Source organism: Paenibacillus sp. MBLB1832 (assembly GCF_032271945.1).
In the GTDB taxonomy this organism is placed as follows: Bacteria; Bacillota; Bacilli; order Paenibacillales; family NBRC-103111; genus Paenibacillus_E; species Paenibacillus_E roseopurpureus.
Map to the genome: position 1 here is coordinate 5,052,985 of NZ_CP130319.1, position 19,278 is coordinate 5,072,262.

15 protein-coding genes and 2 other annotated features are annotated in these 19,278 nt (G+C 48.2%); of the genes, 3 read left to right on the top strand and 12 right to left on the bottom strand.

Annotated elements, in window-relative coordinates; genetic code table 11:
* Positions 1 to 114 precede the first annotated feature (114 nt).
* Entirely contained in the window at positions 115 to 441 is a 327-nt protein-coding gene (locus MJB10_RS22780; protein WP_314798848.1) for a hypothetical protein, read from the top strand.
* Positions 442 to 675: 234 nt separating this feature from the next.
* Here the strand turns inward: MJB10_RS22780 and MJB10_RS22785 are convergent, their stop codons facing one another.
* Positions 676 to 2,796, bottom strand: coding sequence for a stalk domain-containing protein (locus tag MJB10_RS22785; protein WP_314798851.1), 2,121 nt, complete (start codon positions 2,794 to 2,796; stop codon positions 676 to 678).
* A gap of 232 nt (positions 2,797 to 3,028) precedes the next feature.
* Here MJB10_RS22785 and MJB10_RS22790 point away from each other — a divergent pair, with 232 nt between their 5' ends.
* Positions 3,029 to 5,896, top strand: coding sequence for an S-layer homology domain-containing protein (locus MJB10_RS22790; RefSeq protein WP_314805831.1), 2,868 nt, complete (start codon positions 3,029 to 3,031; stop codon positions 5,894 to 5,896).
* A 291-nt stretch (positions 5,897 to 6,187) separates the two neighbouring features.
* Here MJB10_RS22790 and groL read toward each other — a convergent pair whose 3' ends face one another.
* From groL to MJB10_RS22830, 8 genes are all read right to left on the bottom strand, one after another.
* Positions 6,188 to 7,816: a chaperonin GroEL gene (gene groL / locus MJB10_RS22795; protein ID WP_314798854.1), complete on the bottom strand. Its 1,629-nt coding sequence runs from the start codon at positions 7,814 to 7,816 to the stop codon at positions 6,188 to 6,190.
* Positions 7,817 to 7,885: 69 nt separating this feature from the next.
* Positions 7,886 to 8,167, bottom strand: coding sequence for a co-chaperone GroES (gene groES / locus MJB10_RS22800; protein WP_314798858.1), 282 nt, complete (start codon positions 8,165 to 8,167; stop codon positions 7,886 to 7,888).
* Between the two features lie 226 nt (positions 8,168 to 8,393).
* Positions 8,394 to 9,149 (bottom strand): twin-arginine translocase subunit TatC, encoded by a 756-nt coding sequence (tatC, locus tag MJB10_RS22805; protein ID WP_314798860.1) that lies wholly within the window; start codon positions 9,147 to 9,149, stop codon positions 8,394 to 8,396.
* Between the two features lie 34 nt (positions 9,150 to 9,183).
* On the bottom strand, positions 9,184 to 9,702 hold the full coding sequence (gene tatA / locus MJB10_RS22810; protein ID WP_314798861.1) for a twin-arginine translocase TatA/TatE family subunit: 519 nt from the start codon (positions 9,700 to 9,702) through the stop codon (positions 9,184 to 9,186).
* A gap of 88 nt (positions 9,703 to 9,790) precedes the next feature.
* Positions 9,791 to 10,786, bottom strand: coding sequence for a molybdopterin-binding protein (locus tag MJB10_RS22815; RefSeq protein ID WP_314798866.1), 996 nt, complete (start codon positions 10,784 to 10,786; stop codon positions 9,791 to 9,793).
* A 20-nt stretch (positions 10,787 to 10,806) separates the two neighbouring features.
* A complete protein-coding gene (locus MJB10_RS22820) occupies positions 10,807 to 11,298 on the bottom strand; it encodes a MogA/MoaB family molybdenum cofactor biosynthesis protein (RefSeq protein ID WP_056608535.1) in 492 nt (163 codons plus the stop codon).
* Positions 11,299 to 11,355: 57 nt separating this feature from the next.
* On the bottom strand, positions 11,356 to 11,832 hold the full coding sequence (gene moaC / locus MJB10_RS22825; RefSeq protein ID WP_314798876.1) for a cyclic pyranopterin monophosphate synthase MoaC: 477 nt from the start codon (positions 11,830 to 11,832) through the stop codon (positions 11,356 to 11,358).
* Between the two features lie 34 nt (positions 11,833 to 11,866).
* Entirely contained in the window at positions 11,867 to 12,499 is a 633-nt protein-coding gene (locus tag MJB10_RS22830) for a 5-formyltetrahydrofolate cyclo-ligase (protein WP_314798879.1), read from the bottom strand.
* A gap of 188 nt (positions 12,500 to 12,687) precedes the next feature.
* Here MJB10_RS22830 and MJB10_RS22835 point away from each other — a divergent pair, with 188 nt between their 5' ends.
* Positions 12,688 to 14,649 (top strand): ABC-F family ATP-binding cassette domain-containing protein, encoded by a 1,962-nt coding sequence (locus tag MJB10_RS22835; RefSeq protein WP_314798882.1) that lies wholly within the window; start codon positions 12,688 to 12,690, stop codon positions 14,647 to 14,649.
* Between the two features lie 462 nt (positions 14,650 to 15,111).
* Here MJB10_RS22835 and MJB10_RS22840 read toward each other — a convergent pair whose 3' ends face one another.
* The 3 genes from MJB10_RS22840 to rimI form a co-directional block, all read right to left on the bottom strand.
* The gene (locus MJB10_RS22840; protein WP_314798885.1) at positions 15,112 to 16,683 is read right to left on the bottom strand and encodes a 2-isopropylmalate synthase; all 1,572 of its coding nucleotides are present in this window, start codon (positions 16,681 to 16,683) and stop codon (positions 15,112 to 15,114) included.
* 254 nt (positions 16,684 to 16,937) lie between these two features.
* Positions 16,938 to 17,198 (bottom strand) — a binding site (T-box leader).
* Between the two features lie 154 nt (positions 17,199 to 17,352).
* Positions 17,353 to 17,604 (bottom strand) — a binding site (T-box leader).
* A gap of 87 nt (positions 17,605 to 17,691) precedes the next feature.
* Positions 17,692 to 18,747, bottom strand: coding sequence for a tRNA (adenosine(37)-N6)-threonylcarbamoyltransferase complex transferase subunit TsaD (gene tsaD / locus MJB10_RS22845; protein ID WP_314798886.1), 1,056 nt, complete (start codon positions 18,745 to 18,747; stop codon positions 17,692 to 17,694).
* A 22-nt stretch (positions 18,748 to 18,769) separates the two neighbouring features.
* Complete coding sequence (gene rimI / locus MJB10_RS22850; protein ID WP_314798888.1) at positions 18,770 to 19,276, bottom strand: ribosomal protein S18-alanine N-acetyltransferase; 507 nt, start codon at positions 19,274 to 19,276, stop codon at positions 18,770 to 18,772.
* Positions 19,277 to 19,278 lie beyond the last annotated feature (2 nt).

The following is a 19,278-nucleotide window of genomic DNA, read 5'->3' on the forward strand; positions in this document are numbered from 1 at the left end:
GGGGCAGGCTCCGGGCGTATGCCTTCGAGTAAACATTAGTAAGGAATAGTTATCAGTTCACAGTCTAGCATTAACCCTGTATAATGAGCAGTAAGTGCTTGTAACACTCAAAACATGCATACTAGAAAAATTGAGGTGAACTACATGGAAGAATTACTTAAAAAAATGATGGCGAAGTTAGAATCCATGGACAGTAGATTCGATGCAATCGACAGCAGACTCGATGCCATGGACACAAAAATTGATCGAATTGAGCATAAGTTAGATGCACATCATCTCGAAAATATCGAATCCGACAATCGATTGCTTGAGATGATTCACACGCTTCGCTGCGAGACGAACGTCAACTTCAAGAAATTGGATCGACGTGTCAAACTCATCGAAACCGATCTAGACCATACCATGATTCAAGTCGAAGAATGCCTTACACCCAAAAATTAGTTATAGGCCCGAAGGGCTTTTATTTTTCATTCATAATAGAACGAATGTTCTATTATTTCTGAGGATTCGTAACCTTCTCCCCATCCATATCCGAAGCCAGATCAACTCGGGTAACATGGCTAATTATATTCGCCGATTTTCCCAGCGCTGCACTTCCTTCCGGTAGATTGCCGCGCGTATTTACAAGAAATTAAATTCCGACTGTGTAGAATCCCTCCCGACTATATCCTTGAATCAGTTAACGGTAATCTTTGCTGTGGAGTCAACAGCGTTCCAGGATACGGATACTCCAAAGGTTTCACCCAAAAAGCGAAGCGGCACCATCACATTGCCTCCAATCATTTCGATTGGTGAATCGAGTGGAACATGGGTACCGTTGACTATTGCCCCGGAGTCGCCTACTTTAACAGACAAATGAGTTTTGCCCTTAATCCCGTTAACGGTCCGGGTTACTGCGTTCCAATCGGTCTTTATGCCAAGAAGTTCTCCAACGGAACGAATCGGAACCAACACTTCTCCATTGCGAAGGACTGAAGGCTGGTCTACGGAAATCGGATAGCCATTTAAGATAAGCTTTATGGTATCCATGCGCTTTAACTCGCTACGGATCTCGGCGCGGAAACGGTACTGTCCTGCTAGGATGCGTAGATTATCTGCAGCTTGCTGCTTTTCTCCACTGGCAAACAAAATTTGATTTTGCAAAAAAAGAGTATGAATGTCTTGCGGATTCAGAACAATCGCTTGATTAACCTCCGTTTTGGCACGCACAAGATCACTTTTGTTCCCTTCTTTCTGGAAGTGATTCAAGAGAAGCCGTGCAACCATTTCGTGCTGTTTGGCAGGATATGGCGTCAATTGAGAACTACTTTTTAGTAGAGAGAGTATCTCCTTAGGATCCTGTTCTTTCGTGGCAAGCTGTTCTGCCTGGTGATAGTAGGCTTCGGAAAAAGCAAGAATCGTGCATATAACGGCAACGACTGTAAATCCGATCGCGCCCCCTCCTTGAATCAATCGAGAGAATCTGTGGCTATTTTTATTCATTCGGACTGATTTAACAGTTAAACCGGTCCCTAATACAACCCATAATCCGAATAACAGCGGGTAGCTGAATGTAAAGTCGAATGTGCTGTGAGCTAGCAAACAAATCTGTGAGGTCATAAGCCCGGCAAGCCAAGTGCGTTCCTCTTTATCAGCGTAATACCACAGAGCAGCACCCCGAACAAGAAAGTAACCTGCTATTGCCAAATAAATCAACAGGCCGATGATACCGGTCTCGATCCACGTTTCTAGCCAATGATTGTGTAAAAAACGAATAGCATAAGCTGCTGTTTGCCATTTGTACTCAAGAACACTCCAACTACCACCACCGTTTCCATACCATGGGGATATGTGAATCAGACGCAGCGCATCCCGGTAATAACCAAGCCGCGAAGTCCACTCCGACGCGTGATTGCTTAAGTGTCCTACTCGAGTGGAAAGATGGGAAGCTGGAATAGAACTAAGAAACACAAATAACCCAATTAGGCAAATCGGAATGCCAGCGATGACTGTTTTCCGACCTGCGCGATGTGCATAAACTAGGAGAGCAGAGCTTAACATTACCGTGCCAATGAAGGCCCAGATCGAAATAGAATAAGTAAATGCGCAAGACATACCTGCAACGCATGCACCCATTAAGCGGAGGTATGTAATAAACTTATGTTTACCCGATAAGATCGTTTGAAAAAATACGAAAAAAATCATAAGCACTAACACGATTCGTGAGCCAGTTAAACCGATGCCTATGGATAACGTAAAGCTGATAAATAAGTAGTGATACTTTGACTCCGCTGCATAAAACATGGCGGCAAGCGACAATACGGCAAGCAACAAGATTCCCCATGCATTTGCATATTCGAGTAATCCTTCGAAACGCCCTTCCCGAAACTGATTCAAAAGCAATCCGACACATACGAACGCGGAGCACGAGTATACCAACAAACGCAGAAAAGTCCGAAAGTGATCAGTCGTCATTCGTGATGCCGCTAAAATAAGTGGCAGAGAAAGCGATACCCTCCATGTCACCTCTAATGCACTCTGACGGTTGACTGCAATGATGGAGACAGAGGCATAGCAAACAGTAAGAGCCAATAAAAGCCAGAAAGAAATGGCAATAGGACCTCGAAAAAGCAAAAGGAACGCGCCTAAAGCAAAAATAAATCCACCGGAGAGCAGATACTCCATTTCGAACATAAAACCATGCATAAAGAGGCCAAAGCCGAAAAATGAGCATAGCAAAATAAACGAAGCGCTCGAACACCAATCGACGCTTTCTTCAGTACGGGGAACATTTCGGTAACGAGATTTGGTTTTCATTCAGCCACCTGTGTCGTTTTTCCTATAATCATACTATGTTTTCTACAAAATAGTAAAATTTTCATAAAGTGATTGTCGAATTATGGAAATCCTAGTATGCTTATCTAGGAATCTATCCAACAGATTGCATGAAAATTATTCAAAAATGTCTCGTTGGACAGACATCTGGGGCTTCATGACTATTTTTATTTAAAATTTGTACACAGAAGAAGGAGGAGTTGTTTTGCGCTTTGTGTTCACCAAGAAAGGGGTTAGACGTGTATCCGTCACCCTAGCAGCCATGCTTTTGCTCTCGTTACTTGTCCCATTGCTAGCGTCGGCTGCAAGTTTGTTCAGATTTCAGTACGATTCACTTACAGGGAAGGTATACGGGTATGTTTATTCGGACAAGTCGTCCGTTTCCGTTAGCGTTTATGACAACGTGTACGGCAAAAAGAACATCGTCACTAATGCTGCTTATACTTCGGTGACCAATGGCGTTTACTATTATCGATTGGATACGCCAAGTAACGGTGAACTTACGGGTTATTCGCCAGTTACAGCAACAGTTTATGAATCAACGACCCCATACGTTTCCATGAATACGACTGTTTATTCGAGCGTATACGTATTCGAAAATGCTAATACTCCTAGCGCACCTACAGGATTTGCAGCAGTTATTAACGGTGGAGATTTATTTTCTTCATGGCCAATGATCAATGACCCGATGATCAAAACGATTAACTTATACATGAACGGCAACAAATATCATTCAAACAATAGTCGAAATTTGGAATCAAACGGAAACTTTAGTTATTGGACCGGCATCCATTTAGGTTATAACTATGGAGGCACTTATACGATGCAAATGTCTGTAACGGATGTGGCAGGACGTGAATCACCTCTGTCTCCTGCCGTTACGATAACAGCTCCTTCTCAACCGGATGGGTATCGTTATCAGGGACAAGTCGCTTTGAATGGTAATGTTCAAGATGGAACGACCTTCGTGGTTAAGGATCTAACTGGTAATATCGTTCAAAACGTTACGTACAATGGTGGTGTCGTTTCTGGCTCAACATCCATCGGACGTTATGAAATAAGTGATAAAGATTATTCGGGAACATATACGGATCGGCTCTACTATTTCTTCGACCTGCCCAATAAAGCCTATACTTTAACGGTCACAACAAACTCGAAGACTAGAACAGCGAATATGGAAGCTCCGAATTCACTTTGGAGTATTCCCGTTAGTAATGTCAGCTTTGCAGGTGTTTATGTAAATTTAATCTATTTTTACTCGAATTTTGCTTCGACACCTGTCTACTTGTTCAATGGATTTGAGCAGGGGCATTATATGCAGCCGAACGAGGGAATTGTCAAGTTTACTCCTGCCGGCAGCAACGCGAATTATTTGTATGTCCAATTCCCATATGACAAGTGGCCTTACGGCGGTTTAACGAGTTCCAACAATTCGACGACGCTATATGCAGATAAACTAGCGGCAGCCGATTTTAAACTTATTAAGAGCTCGGATAACTCTTTGCTTGAGATCGTGTCGGCTAAAGCCGACTCCAGAGGTCTATTGAAGCTATCACTATCGAGTAAGCTTGAAGCAGGGCAGCAGTATGAGCTCAGTATGTCCTCTACTAGCGGCGGGAACGAAATTAAATTACCGCTATGGAGTGGAACGAAATTTAATGCCAATGTGCAAACTCGAATAGGAGAAACGCAATACATATTCGACTATGTCGACTATTCCATTGCTGACCAAACTATTTCTGTATCGGCTTCGAGCACACAAACGCCTAGTACTCCAAGCATTCCAAGCATTCCAGGCATTCCAAGCACACCTAGCACTCCTTCTCCGACAAATGGCGAAGTAAAGCTTGATCCGAAAGGTGTCACAGTTACGAAAGAAACCGGAGCAGACGGCAAACCCGTTACGCGACTTACTATTAATGCAGACATGATGGGAAAAGCGCTTGGTTTACTCAAGGATAAAGACAAAGGTGCAAGATCAGTGACTGTCGAAGCGAGCGGTACAGAAGCCACTGCTAAAATCGACATTCCGGCTTCATCTTTGACAGAAGCACTAGGAAGTAACCTTGATGCCGTTATCTCGATCAAGTCTGATGCTGCGACATACAATTTACCGATCAACTTGTTCAAAGATTTAACAAGCGCACTGAAGTCCGACCTGAAGGACGTGAAAGTCACTGTCTCGATTTCAAAGGCTTCGGAAACGGTCACTCAAGAGATTAAGAAAGCAAACGCTGACGTAAAACAACTGCTCGATAATCCCATCGAGTTTACGATTACTGCAGAAACGTCTAAGGGATCGAAGTTGGATATTAACGATTTCGGCGGTACTTACGTAGAACGTAAAATCCTCATTCCTTCCAAGGTTGACAGTTCCAAAACGACAGCGGTTGTGATCGACCCGACAACTGGACTAATGAAGTTTATTCCCGCTATCATTACCAACGCTGATGGGAAATCGGAAGTAACAATCAAATCTTCACACAACAGCGTCTATACCCTTATCGAACGGAACAAATCATTTAACGATTTGAACGGACATTGGGCGAAAGCCGATATCGAATTACTTGCTTCCAAACTGATCGTACAAGGCATTACAGATACTAATTTTTCACCGGAACAAAATGTGACACGCGCCCAGTTTGCTTCCTTGCTTGTTACGGCACTTGGCTTAAATGAAGTCGCCGGATCGGTAAAATTCAATGATGTGAACGCAAACGATTGGTACTCTGGTGCCATAGGAGCAGCCACAAAAGCTGGTATTGTAGACGGGGTGGACAATGGCAACTTTGCCCCGAACGCAAGCATTACACGGGAACAAATGTCCATCATGATATCTCGCGCAATTAAAGCGGCAGGTAAAAATGCTGATGTAACATCAACGCAAGATCAGACTTTGGCAAGCTTTACGGATCGTGGAGCGATTCACGATTGGGCGAAGAGTGCTGTTGCTCAAGTAGTTGACGCAAAAATCGTAACAGGGCTTACGGATAACGCATTTGCACCTTCCGATATTGCTACTCGCGCGCAAGCGGCTGTCATGTTAAAGCGGTTTTTACAGTACATGCAGTTCATTAACTAAAAGATTCAGTAATAAAGACCGTCTGCAAGCTGTGACGGTCCTTTTTTTGTTTGAATCCATACCTAGCTTTGTGAGGAAGGATGGTATTGGGGTCCAACCGTTGTACCCTATCCTCCCTCTTATTAATGTTTCGGACTCACTAAGCGGAATTTATGTACGTAACCAAAACTATAAAAAAAGAGGCCTCTCAAAAGTTTGATGAACTCATGAAAGGTCTCTAATTTTCACATCATTTGGTCAAACGGGGTTTTCTATTAAAAAAACCATTGATGCATAAGGGTTACCCCCTTCTTACATCATGCCGCCCATTCCACCCATGCCGCCCATATCAGGCATACCTGGTTTGTTTGGTTCTGGTTTATCAGCAATTACCGCTTCAGTTGTTAAGAACATAGCTGCAACGGAAGCTGCGTTTTGAAGTGCGGAACGTGTTACTTTCGCAGGGTCAACGATACCCGCTTCGAACATGTTTACCCATTGTCCGGAAGCAGCGTTGTAGCCTACGCCTACTTGTTCGTTTTTCAAGCGCTCAACGATAACGGAGCCTTCTTGACCAGCGTTAGCTGCGATTGTGCGAACTGGCTCTTCAAGGGAACGAAGGATGATGTTCACACCTGTTTGCTCGTCGCCGGAAGCAACCACTTTTGCTACAGCGTGGTATACGTTAACTAGGGCTGTACCACCACCAGAAACGATACCTTCTTCAACGGCTGCACGAGTCGCGTTCAAAGCATCTTCGATGCGAAGCTTACGCTCTTTCAATTCTGTTTCAGTCGCTGCGCCAACTTTGATAACCGCTACGCCGCCAGAAAGTTTAGCCAAACGCTCTTGCAATTTTTCTTTATCGAAATCGGACGTTGTTTCTTCCAATTGGGAACGAATTTGTGTAACGCGAGCTGCGATGTCTTTCGGGTTACCAGCACCATCAACGATAATTGTGTTTTCTTTTGTAACACGGATTTGACGAGCGCTACCTAGTTGATCAGGAGTCGTGGATTTCAGATCCAATCCAAGCTCTTCTGTGATCACTTGGCCACCTGTAAGAGCAGCGATATCGCCTAGCATAGCTTTACGACGATCGCCAAAGCCAGGAGCTTTAACCGCTACGCAAGTGAATGTTCCACGAAGTTTGTTCACAACAAGCGTTGCTTGTGCTTCACCTTCAACATCTTCTGCAATGATCAGAAGTTGTTTACCGGATTGAACCACTTTCTCAAGCACAGGAAGGATTTCTTGAATGTTGGAAATCTTCTTGTCTGTGATCAAGATGAATGGGTTTTCTAGGACAGCTTCCATTTTATCTGTATCAGTTACCATGTAGTGGGACGTGTAGCCACGGTCGAATTGCATACCTTCAACAACTTCAAGCTCTGTGTTGAAGCCTTTGGACTCTTCTACTGTGATAACGCCGTCTTTACCTACTTTTTCCATTGCTTCTGCGATCAATTGACCTACTTCTTCGTCAGCAGCAGAGATTGCCGCAACTTGTGCGATGGATTGTTTGCCTTCGATTGGCTTCGCGATCTTTTGAAGCTCTTCTACAGCCGCTTTAACAGCTTTCTCGATCCCTTTGCGGATAACCATTGGGTTAGCGCCGGAAGTAACGTTTTTCAGACCTTCACGGATCATCGCTTGTGCTAGAACTGTTGCCGTCGTAGTACCGTCACCCGCGATATCGTTGGTTTTAGTAGCTACTTCTTTAACCAATTGTGCACCCATGTTTTCGAAAGCATCTTCAAGCTCGATTTCTTTTGCGATTGTTACACCGTCATTTGTGATCAACGGGCTGCCAAATTTTTTCTCAAGAACAACGTTACGGCCTTTAGGACCTAGGGTTACTTTAACGGCATTCGCCAAAGCATCAACCCCGCGAAGCATCGCGCGGCGTGCATCTTCACTAAATTTAATTTCTTTTGCCATGATAGAAAACCTCCTCTGATTTTACGAAAATAGTAAGTATAATCTTGCCGATCTATATGCTGCTCTAACTTAGGCTAATACAGCGAGGATGTCGCTTTCGCGCAAGATCAACAGTTCGCGGCCTTCGTATTTCACTTCAGTTCCAGCGTATTTGGAGAAAATGATACGGTCACCAACGCTTACTTCAAGCGCAACGCGAACGCCATCTTTCAACGCGCCAGCGCCAACGGCTACAACTTTACCTTCTTGTGGTTTTTCTTTAGCTGTATCTGGCAGCACGATGCCACTTGCTGTAGTCTCCTCTTTCGCAACGGCTTCAATGATTACTCGATCACCTAACGGTCTGATCATGGAAAAATAGCCTCCTTTAGAAAATTGGTGTTAGTTAAATTTTATTAGCACTCGAATGTGTTTAGTGCTAACAACAATTCTTATGATACTCATTCTGGGAGTAATTTGCAAGTCCTTTTACACAATTTTCATTGTGGAGGACACCCCCCTCATTCTATCCAAAAGAGTACCAAATATTCCCGCTTCCAACAAAAATAGTCCACCCACGAATAAGGCGGACTACCTGTTATTTAGGCCCAAATTCCAGTTCCCATGCTGCATCACTCGCCAACTGCTTTCGATAAATGAATCCCGACATAAAGACACTGAACTCATAAAGCACGATCAGCGGCACTGAGACCAGAATCGCAGAAATCGCATCAGGCGGGGTAATAACCGTAGCCAGCACGACCATCAGCATGTACGCATATCTTCTGAACTTATGCAGTCGTTTCGGGTTCAGCAGTTTAATTTTCGTGAGGAACATTACGACGATCGGCATTTCAAATACGCAGGCTAGCGGCAAAATAATGTTAAACATGAACGTGAAATACTGCGCCGCGCCGTACATTTCTGTAATATCAAGGCTTTTACTAATCGAGGAAGTAAAATAGAAGGCCATCGGGAATACAACCCAGTAACCGAACGAAAGTCCCGCCAGAAACAGTACAAACGCATACGGAATATAGATGATGGAAGCTTTCTGCTCCGTCTCTCTTAGTCCAGGCTTCACGAACGCCCAGATATGAAACAAAATCACAGGCAATGTGATCAGAATACCAACGGCTAAGCCGAAATTCATATACAACCGCAAGGCATCCCAGGGAGAGAACACGTTCCAACCGATATCTCGGGCTGGCGGAATACTTTTGAGATAACGGATGACTGGCTTTGCAGCAATAAGTCCCCCTACCATGCCAATGACCAAAACAACCAAGATCCACATGATCCGCTTGCGCAGTTCACCAAGATGCTCAACTAGTGACATTTCATCGTTCTTCATTACACTCACCTACTTGTTCTACTTTGTCCAAATGCTAATCGGGCAAACGCCGATTCTGTCCTGCTCCCTGCGTGACCCCCGAGTCAACAGCCTTCACGGCTGCAGTCTCTTCGTCCTCCGTTGACAATTCCTTGCCAGCGACATGAATCACGACAGGCGAAGAATTCTTAACAAAGGAAACCGCTGGCTTCTGTACGACAATCTGCCCTGCAGGCTCAAGCTGGGTCGGTTGCTCAATCCCCTCAACTGCCGTAACTTCCTTAATGGCCTCAACTTCCTCTAACGAAGCAGCGGGCACTTCATCTTTTAACACTTCCTGTGCCGCTGCACTCGTTATCGCCATCTCCACTGGCGTAACAGGATCTGGTGCTAAGGGCGCCTTGACTGCTTGAGGCTTCGGCTCCTCATTCATCAACTCGTTCGCAGCTTTCTTGAAATCTCGGATCGTGCGACCGAGTACTCTGCCTATCTCGGGCAGCTTCTGAGGCCCGAAGAGCACAAGCGCAACGACAGCGATCAAGAGGAGCTCGGTGAATCCTATATTTTGAAACATCAACGTCAACTCCAATAATGATCTTTCTCACAAAAAGGAAGATGACTGGACCCATCCGCCAGGACTTCATCCAAGTCATCCACTGTCTCTAGCATTGATAAAATCCGCCGTAGCCCATCTCCGTAATGTCGCTGCGCACGATTTCCTCGCCAGCGCAGATGCGCGGCAGGAGCACGTCAAAGGACGTGTACGGGTCGTGCATCACGCAACCCGGCAAGCCCATAATCGGCAGATCGCCCAGATAGGCGATCATCAACATCGAGCCCGGCAGCATCGGCGTGCCGTAGCTGACTACACGGGCGCCGGCCGCCTTGATCGCACCCGGTGTGCGATCATCCGGGTCCACGGACATGCCGCCCGTGACCAACACCAGATCCACGCCCAGCGCCACAAGCGCGTGGATCTCACCCACAATCGCTTCGCTGTCATCCGACACGAAGCGCTGCTCTACCACCTCAGAGCCGAGCTGCGCGACCTTCTCTTTCACAATCGGGCCGAATTTATCCTTGATTCGGCCCTTATACACCTCGCTGCCCGTCGTAATCACACCGACGCGCAGCTTGCGAAACGGCTTCACCTCTAACAAGGTGAAGCCCTCTTCACGCCGAGCGGCCGCGAGGCGCTCGACCTCCACAACCTTCGCTTCGTCCACGATCAGCGGGATGACCCGCGTCCCTACTAGCGAAGCGCCAGCTTGCACGACCGTGTTGGTGTGAATCGTCGACAACACGACCTCATCGATGGCGTTCACGCTGTCCACGAACGCTTTGTCGATTTTGACCAAACCGTGAATCTCCGACTTCACGTTCACTTTGCCCTCATGCGGCTCGGTGAGCATGAGGCCGTCACCTGCGATGGCCTTCGCCATGCGCAAGGCCGCTTCATCCTCATGGAGGTAGCCAGGCTGCAGCTCCATGACGTAGATGTGCTCCTTGCCGATGCTCAGCAAGGCAGGAATGTCGGCCTCGGTCACTTGGTGACCTTTGCGAAACAATCGGCCTTTGAATTCGCCTGGCAAAATCTGCGTCAGATCGTGCGGCAGAATCATGCCGATCGCGTCTTCCACCTTCACCTCACGCAGCATGGAAGTGTCTTTGTTCCCGCTCAACCGTGATCGCCTTCTTTGCCTGTCAGAATGCCCAGCGCATGCGGAAGTTGATCGATGATCGCCATCAGGTTCTCTTGAACCCCTTTCGGACTGCCTGGCAGGTTGATAATCAGCGTACGTCCGCGAATCCCCGAAACAGCGCGCGAAAGCATCGCTTTCTTCGTCTTCTGCATCGAAATCATCCGCATTGCCTCGGCAAAGCCAGGCGCCACGCGATCAATGACATTGAGCGTCGCTTCTGGAGTTACATCACGCGGGGCAAGTCCCGTTCCACCCGTCGTGAGAATCAGATCCGCTTGGTAATAATCCGTCATTTCGATTAACGATGCCATAATTTCATCCATCTCGTCCGGCACAACCCGATACTCGATGATCTCGCCTTGAATCTCTTCTTCAATGAGCTCGCGGATTACCTGAGCGCTTGTGTCTTCTCGTTCTCCTCGGTAACCGCGGTCACTGGCTGTCAAAATCGCAACTTTCCAGTGCATCCTTCGCCACCTCTCCCTTGTTTACTGAATGAGATACTCCCTTACTTAAAGAGGTTGTTAAACATTCGTTTCTTCCCTGTGGAAATCCCCATTCTTGCCGCCTGTTTTCTGAATCAGCAGCGTTGAGCTAATCTCCATGCCCTTCTCCACAGCTTTGCACATGTCATACACGGTTAAAGCCGCTGCAGAAACAGCGGTTAATGCTTCCATTTCAACCCCTGTCGGGCCTGTTGTACGGACAGTTGCTTCTATGTATAGTTCATTCAAGCCATTGTTGGCGAATTGGATATCAACACCTGTCAATGCAATGGGATGACACATGGGAATCCAGTCCGACGTTTTTTTCGCAGCCATAATGCCAGCCACTTGAGCGACAGCGAGGACATCGCCTTTTTTCATTTTGCCTTCCACAATTAATGCGAGTGTTTCAGCCTTCATAATTAAGGTAGAACGTGCGGTTGCCGAGCGTTTCGTTTCCGTTTTATCCGAAATGTCGACCATGCGCGCTCTTCCCTGTTCATTAAAATGCGTCAACGGCGAAGAATCGGGCACTGCAATCACCTCTATATTAGGTTTCTGTTCGGAACACCATCTTGCTCTCGGTCACGATCCCATCCACGCGAAAATCATGCCAGGAGGATGGAACGGCAGGAATCAATTGCTGATCGAAGGCCGCTGCCACAGCAAAAGGTCTCTTCAAGCCACGCGCTGCGAATAATTGCATGAACCGATCATAGTAGCCGCCGCCGTAGCCTAAACGTCCGAAATCCATATCGAAAGCCAAACCTGGCACTACAATCATCGAAATCGTGGACAAATCCTGCTCGATCGGCACATCGTTACGCGGCTCTCGAATGCCGTAAGCGCCACTTTCTAGATCCTCATAGCGGGTAATGATATGCAGGTTCATCGTTTTGGTATCTCCAACTACTTTCGGTATCAACACACGAATTCCCTGCTCCCAGCACCATTCCATTAAGGGGGCTACATCGGGCTCCGAGCGAAAAGGCATATAACTCATGATTGTTGGCTGTGTTTGCGTTCTTATTTGACCGTTCTCAAATAGCTTATCTGAACACAGCTTCACCATGCGCCCATGAATCAGCTGTTCTTTCTCATCGCGTGTCTCCGAAACGATCGAAGCACGTCGTATTTCCATTTCTTTGCGTAATTCTATTTTCCGCTCTCGGATGTTCATCATATGCTACAGCCCTTCCTAGCGAGGAGTGGTTTCCCCCATTTTAACATAAATAAAGCAAAAAACGATACTCGCGCCCGCGGTGCATCCGGTTGGGCTATTTTTCACAGGCAGAGCCCGCCCACTTCGTGTATACTAATGATTTGAGTGTAGGTGATCAGATAGCGAATAACGCAGGAGGTAGCAGCACCATGCTATTACAAGTTTCGAATATTTCCAAAAGTTACGGAGTACGTTCTGTACTCTCCAATATAACGCTTCAAATTGAAAATCGCGAGCGCATCGGCTTAGTTGGCGTTAACGGTGCAGGCAAGTCCACACTGCTTCAAATTATTGCCGGCGAAATGTCGTATGACAGCGGCGATGTGTTCAAAGCGAAAGAAACGAAAATCGGCTATCTCAAGCAAAATAGCGGACTCAACACGGACAAATCCATTTGGAACGAGCTGCTAAGTGTGTTCAGTTCATTATTAGAAACCGAGCGTGAGCTGCGTGAGCTGGAAGCCCAAATGGCCGATCCAACCCTGATATCCGATGAGAAAAAATATGAAACGACCATGAATCGCTATGCGCAGCGCTCTGAGTGGTTCCGTGAGCATGGCGGCTATGAAATTGAGGCCAAGATCCGCGGGATTTTGCATGGGATGGGCTTCGGTCAATTCTCGCCAGATACGCTAGTCAACACACTTAGCGGCGGGCAGAAAACGAGACTGGCTCTCGCGAAAATGCTGCTGGAAGAGCCTGATCTCTTAATGCTGGATGAGCCGACCAACCATCTGGATATCGCCACCTTGACCTGGCTAGAGGGATATTTACGCGGCTACCCAGGCGCCATTCTGGTCGTCTCTCATGACCGCTATTTCCTGGATGCGCTGGTCACGGCGATTTATGAAATTGAGCGACATGCGTCCAAACGCTATACGGGCAATTATTCCCGTTTTGTTGAAATTAAAGAAGCCAATTACGAAATTGAATTGAAACAATTTGAGAAACAGCAAGAGGAGATTGCAAAGCTGGAGGATTTTGTGCAGCGCAACATCGTACGAGCTTCCACAACGAAGAGAGCGCAGTCGCGCCGCAAGCAATTGGAGAAAATGGACCGTTTGGACAAACCGATGGGCGATCTGAAACGCGCTTCTTTCACGTTTGAAATCGAACAAACCTCGGGTAAGGAAGTTCTGCAAGTAGATCAATTAGCCCTTTCTTATGATGGTAAAAAGCGCCTGTTGGACGGTGTCTCCTTCCAGCTTCGCCGATCAGAAACGGCAGCACTCATTGGACCGAATGGTGTCGGCAAGTCAACACTGCTCAAAACCTTGATCGGACAGCATAAGCAGGACGCAGGTACTTTCAAATGGGGTGCAGGCGTTACGATCGGGTATTATGATCAGGAACAAAAAGGGCTGAATCCCGCCAACACCGTGTTGGAGGAAGTGTGGAACGCCTATCCTCATTTAGAGGAGGCGCGTATTCGCACGGTGCTCGGCAGCTTCCTTTTTAGCGGGGAAGACGTCTTCAAGAAGGTTGCTGCACTCAGCGGCGGTGAAAAAGCCCGCGTATCCTTAGCGAAGCTTATGCTTCAGAAGGCGAACGTGCTCATTCTCGATGAGCCTACCAACCATCTGGATTTATATAGTAAAGAAGTGCTGGAATCCGCTTTGATGGACTATGAGGGTACCCTCCTCTTCATCTCGCATGATCGTTATTTCCTGAACAAAATGGCCGAAAGCATGCTCGATCTGCAAAGGGACGGGTTAACGAGCTACCTCGGCAACTATGACGATTATATGGAGAAAAAAGCCGAACTGGCCGAAATGGAAACGAAGCGGCTGGCCAAAGAGGCTGAAAAGAAAAGTAGCGGATCCGTTGCCGCTGCTACTACTACTGCTGCAAAAAGCGATTCCGCTAGTGGCGGCAGTTATGAGGCGGATAAAGCCGCGAAGCGAGAAGAGCGCAGCCGTCAGCGCAAGCTGGAGCAGCTAGAGCAGGATATCGCTAGGCTGGAAGAGGAAATCGCCGCTTATGAAGCTAAGCTGGCAGATCCTGATGTGTACAACAATTATGTACTCGTACAGGAGAACACAGCGGAGGTTGAGAAGCGGAAGAGCTTGCTCGCGACGTGCTATGAAGAGTGGGAAGGTTTGATGGTATAGCTGTTGGAGAGTTCACGTCGTGATGACGTGGACTTTTTTGTTTCATGCGCGAAGGTATGTGGACAACTTTGAGCAAAATAATAAGATACCCACATCTGACCGCCGATTTATGGTCTCACGCTGCTCCTTATCCACATTTTTGAGAATGACGAATTGTTCCGATAATTTCAAAGAAGGTTCGCTAGCGCCATTTCCGTTATTCACAACGTTATCCACAGAAAAAAGGAGGCGAAAACCGCCTCCCATCAAGCTTTTCGCTCTTTTTCCACAAGGTTATCCACATTGTCCACATTTTTTTGTAGAAAAGTTATCCTCTTCTCGACTGTTTTTGAAAGGTTGATCCGACGGTATTTTCCTTAGTTATACACAATGCACACAGGATATGTGTATAACCTTGTTAACAAGCTGTGTATATAACTAAGTTTTCTCACAATTTTATGCGAAACTCGTTGAGATTGTGGATTACGAAGCCGACGATGTCTCCACAGCAGGCGTTGTTGTCGCATTATTTTGCATCCGAATCGCTTGATTGCAAGCTGAGATGAACGCCTTGGCTACGGCGACGAGCACATCTTGGTCGATCCCTGTGTTTTTGTAGGTTTGGTCGCCTACTGTAATTGTAACCTCCGCCTCGCCGGTCGCTTTCTCCCCTGTGGACAACGAGTGCAGCTCCAGATCCGAAAACACCACGTCCATCGGGATCGCTTGCTGCAGACAGTGGACAATGGCTTCAATCGGCCCTTCTCCTGTGCCGGAGTAGACATTTTCTACACCAGTCTGATTGTTTCTGACAGCGACAGAAGCGACACGATTGCGATCACTGCTTGAGATCACCTGCATATGAGCCAGCGTGAATGGCTCCATTTGCCCATCAACCGTTGCACCTACCAGCTCCATCAGCTGATCGTCGGTCACCATCTTCTGCTCATCTGCTTTTTCTTTAAAGCGAGTATACAAAGCATCTAGTTCTTCACTTGTAAGCTCGACACCGAATTGACCTACGCGATGCTTCAGGGCGTGACGTCCCGAATGCTTGCCAAGTATGATCATGGAACGCGGAATGCCGAGCTTTTCAGGGTCCATAATTTCGTAGGTGTTGCGGTTTTTCAGCAGTCCATCCTGATGGATGCCCGCTTCATGCTGGAACGCATTGCGGCCGACAATCGGCTTGTTGTAGGCAATGGGGAAGCCCATGATGCGGGAGACCATTTTGGACGTGTTGAAAATTTCGCTCGTCACAATTCCCGTCTCCACCCCCATCGTATGTTTTCGAGTCTCTATCGCCATGACGAGCTCCTCAAGTGAACAGTTGCCTGCGCGCTCACCTACGCCGTTAACCGTAACTTCCACATGGGTGACGCCTGCCGCAATCGCCGCAAGGCTGTTGGCAACCGCCAGCCCTAGATCATTGTGACAGTGTGCGCTGTATTCCACCGTATCACCGCCTCTAACGCTTTGACGCACTCTGCGGAAAATCGCGCCATACTCTTCAGGAAGCGCATAGCCCACGGTATCTGGGATGTTCAGAATCGTTGCGCCTTCGGCAATCACTGCTTCGAGCACTTCAAAAAGAAATTCGTCCCCCGTTCGAGTAGCATCCATCGGTGAGAATTCGATCCGATCGACAAATTGCTTCGCATAGCCGACCATGGCCCGAGCCATCTCCACAACCTGCTGGCGCGATTTGCGCAGCTGGAAATCAAGGTGAATGTCCGAGGAAGATAGGAACATGTGGATACGTCTTGAAGCGGCGTCCTGTGTCGCTCTGACTGCAGCGTCGATATCCGCTTTGACCGCGCGGGCGAAGCCACAAATTTCAATGCCTTGCAGTTCCCGCGAAATCTGCTGAACCGCTTGGAAATCGCCAGGACTCGAAATCGGGAAGCCTGGCTCAATCGTATCGATGCCCATCGCTGCGAGTTGTCTTGCGATACGGATCTTCTCTTCTGGATACAGGGACGCTCCTGGAGCCTGCTCGCCATCTCGTAGGGTTGTATCGAAAATGCGAATGCGTCGGTTTGTTTTATTTTCCATGGGTAGTTCCTCCTAAGGTTGGCCCGTTGCGGGCGGTTTATATGGGGCGTTTAGCCCTGTTACATCTAGCGATCTAGAGACGGTTGATAATCTGAATTTAAGCGTGAGTTTCATCACTTCAGAGCGAGATCGCGCTGATTGTGCGGCTGTAGTGATGGATTTCATCATTTCGGCTGGCGACAACGGTTCAGGGACATGTGATTCGTGACTGCAGCACCCTTTTCACCAACGACAAAAAGACCCATCATCTCCACATAAGAGACGATGGGTCTTTACCCAGCGCGGTACCACTCTTGTTGACCCCATAATGGAGCCCACCTCAGACATAGCTAGCATGCTGCTCGCTACATCACCCGATCACGGAGGTTATCCGTCCATCCCTAACAGTGCACAGCACCGATCAGGATGGCCGCTTCCAAGCGAGTTCAGGGCAATCTCGGTCTGCGTCGCATCAACCCGCAGCTTTCTGTACCGTAGACATAGTGACCCTTACTACTCTTGTTCATCGCGTTATTCTATGTGTTGTTGCCTGACTGTAATTGGCATGTGCTTGATAGGTGAATCTGACGGCTAACTTATACCGCAGCTGGTCGCTGCTCCGTCCGCTTGTGCGGTCTGCGCATACCGCCGAGCTTCCAGAACGACCAAAAAAGCCTGCCATCTCTTATAAAAAGAGACGACAGGCTTGAACCTTCCGCGGTACCACTCTCATTGATCCGAGCTGTTACGCTCGAAACCACTCAGCACCTGATCACGGGGGTCAACCGTCAAGACCTACTTGGGTGCTGGATCCTTTAGCATCCTTATCAGTCCTACCGCTCCCGGGCGAGTTCAGGTGACGTTTCGTCTGTGCTTTCACCAAGCGCACAGCTCTCTGAGCGAAACTGATCGTGCCTTACTATTCCCGTTCGTTGCGTTTGAAAGTATTGATTGTGATTATAGTATGCACTTTTTTCAAAGTCAATACCGTTGTCTGAGAATTTAATTTAATTCCAGCGGCAACGATGCTTACCACTCTTCTAGCTTCAGCTGCGGCTCTGCTTTCAGGTCCATCGCATCGAATTCCTGTTTGTCCCACTTCAGGAAAGCAGCAGCGGCAATCATCGCCGCATTATCCGTGCACAGCCTGTGCGGCGGCACCAGCAGCGGCACGCCAAGCTGCTCGCAGCGCTCTGCGAGCGCGCTGCGCAGCCCCTTGTTCGCGGCCACGCCGCCCGCGAGCAAGAGCTGTTTCGCGCCGAACTCCTGCACGGCGCGGCCTGCCTTCTCCACAAGCACGTCGATGACGGATGCTTGGAAGCCCTTGGCAATCTGCGCTACTTGAACGGTCTCGCCGCGCATCTTGCTCTGGTTGACGACGTTCAGCACCGCGGATTTCAATCCGCTGAAGCTGAAGTCGTAGGAGTCTACCTCGAGCCAGGAGCGAGGCATCTTGATCTCGGAATCGGCTTCCTGTGCAAGCCGATCCACATGCGGGCCGCCCGGGTAGGGCAAGCCCATGGCCCGGGCGATTTTGTCGTAGGCCTCGCCGGCCGCATCATCGCGCGTACGCCCGATGAAACGGAACTGGCCGGGGCCTTCGAGCAAAATGAGCTCGGTGTGCCCACCGGACACGACGAGCGAAATCGAAGGATACGCCAGCTCATGCACGAGCTGGTTGGCGTAAATATGCCCCGCGATATGGTGAACACCAATAAGCGGGAGGTCTAGAGCGCAAGCGAGTGCTTTGCCAGCGACGACGCCGACGAGCAGGGCCCCGATCAATCCGGGGCCTTCGGTTACTGCTATCGCGGACAGCTCCTGCAGCGAAACGCCCGCTTCCGCAACGGCTTCTTCCAGCATCCATGTGATCGACTCCACATGCTTACGGGAAGCCACTTCAGGAACAACGCCACCATAGCGTTGGTGGGTTTCAATTTGGGAGGAGATGACGTTCGAGCGAATAATTTTGCCATTTTCAACAATCGCTACGGAAGTCTCATCACAGCTTGTCTCAATCGCCAAAATATACACGGGCTTGTCCGTGCTGGCTTGTTCGTGTTGTAGTTGATCTTCGTTACTCACATTGTTCACCTATCTGAAAGCCTCAGTCACTGAGACTATCCTTTCTACCACGTTTGGGCAGGTCTGCCCACATGACGACAGCGTCCTCGCGATTGTCTGTATAGTAGCCTCTGCGTACGCCAACGGAACGGAAGCCTAGTTTTTCGTACAAATTTTGCGCCACAATGTTCGAGGTCCTCACCTCAAGCGTCATTCGGATCGCACCTAGAAATGCGGAGGTTTTCATCAATTCGCGCAGCAATCGTTCGCCGAGCTTCTGCCCCCGATACGTATGCTTCACAGCGATATTCGTGACATGAGCCTCCTCCATAATGAGCCACATGCCGCCATAACCAGCCACTTCGCCACCGATATCCATGATCATGTAATGGGCGAATTGATTATTCAGCAGCTCGTTCTCAAAAGCTCCCCGCGTCCAAGGCGTTGTAAAGGCTTCCTGCTCGATTTCGCAAATATACGGAATGTCGTCCATCGTCATTGAACGAAAGACCAACGTGTCTGGGGTGATTTGCGGTTGTCGCTGCTCCATGA

Excerpts from the sequence above, each read along its gene's own strand:
- MJB10_RS22780 (WP_314798848.1), top strand. The coding sequence starts at position 115 with ATGCATACTAGAAAAATTGAGGTGAACTACATGGAAGAATTACTTAAA.
- MJB10_RS22785 (WP_314798851.1), bottom strand. The coding sequence starts at position 2,796 with ATGAAAACCAAATCTCGTTACCGAAATGTTCCCCGTACTGAAGAAAGC.
- groL (WP_314798854.1), bottom strand. The coding sequence starts at position 7,816 with ATGGCAAAAGAAATTAAATTTAGTGAAGATGCACGCCGCGCGATGCTT.
- groES (WP_314798858.1), bottom strand. The coding sequence starts at position 8,167 with ATGATCAGACCGTTAGGTGATCGAGTAATCATTGAAGCCGTTGCGAAA.
- tatC (WP_314798860.1), bottom strand. The coding sequence starts at position 9,149 with ATGAAGAACGATGAAATGTCACTAGTTGAGCATCTTGGTGAACTGCGC.
- tatA (WP_314798861.1), bottom strand. The coding sequence starts at position 9,702 with ATGTTTCAAAATATAGGATTCACCGAGCTCCTCTTGATCGCTGTCGTT.
- MJB10_RS22815 (WP_314798866.1), bottom strand. The coding sequence starts at position 10,786 with ATGCTGCGTGAGGTGAAGGTGGAAGACGCGATCGGCATGATTCTGCCG.
- MJB10_RS22820 (WP_056608535.1), bottom strand. The coding sequence starts at position 11,298 with ATGCACTGGAAAGTTGCGATTTTGACAGCCAGTGACCGCGGTTACCGA.
- MJB10_RS22830 (WP_314798879.1), bottom strand. The coding sequence starts at position 12,499 with ATGATGAACATCCGAGAGCGGAAAATAGAATTACGCAAAGAAATGGAA.
- MJB10_RS22835 (WP_314798882.1), top strand. The coding sequence starts at position 12,688 with ATGCTATTACAAGTTTCGAATATTTCCAAAAGTTACGGAGTACGTTCT.
- MJB10_RS22840 (WP_314798885.1), bottom strand. The coding sequence starts at position 16,683 with ATGGAAAATAAAACAAACCGACGCATTCGCATTTTCGATACAACCCTA.
- rimI (WP_314798888.1), bottom strand. The coding sequence starts at position 19,276 with ATGGAGCAGCGACAACCGCAAATCACCCCAGACACGTTGGTCTTTCGT.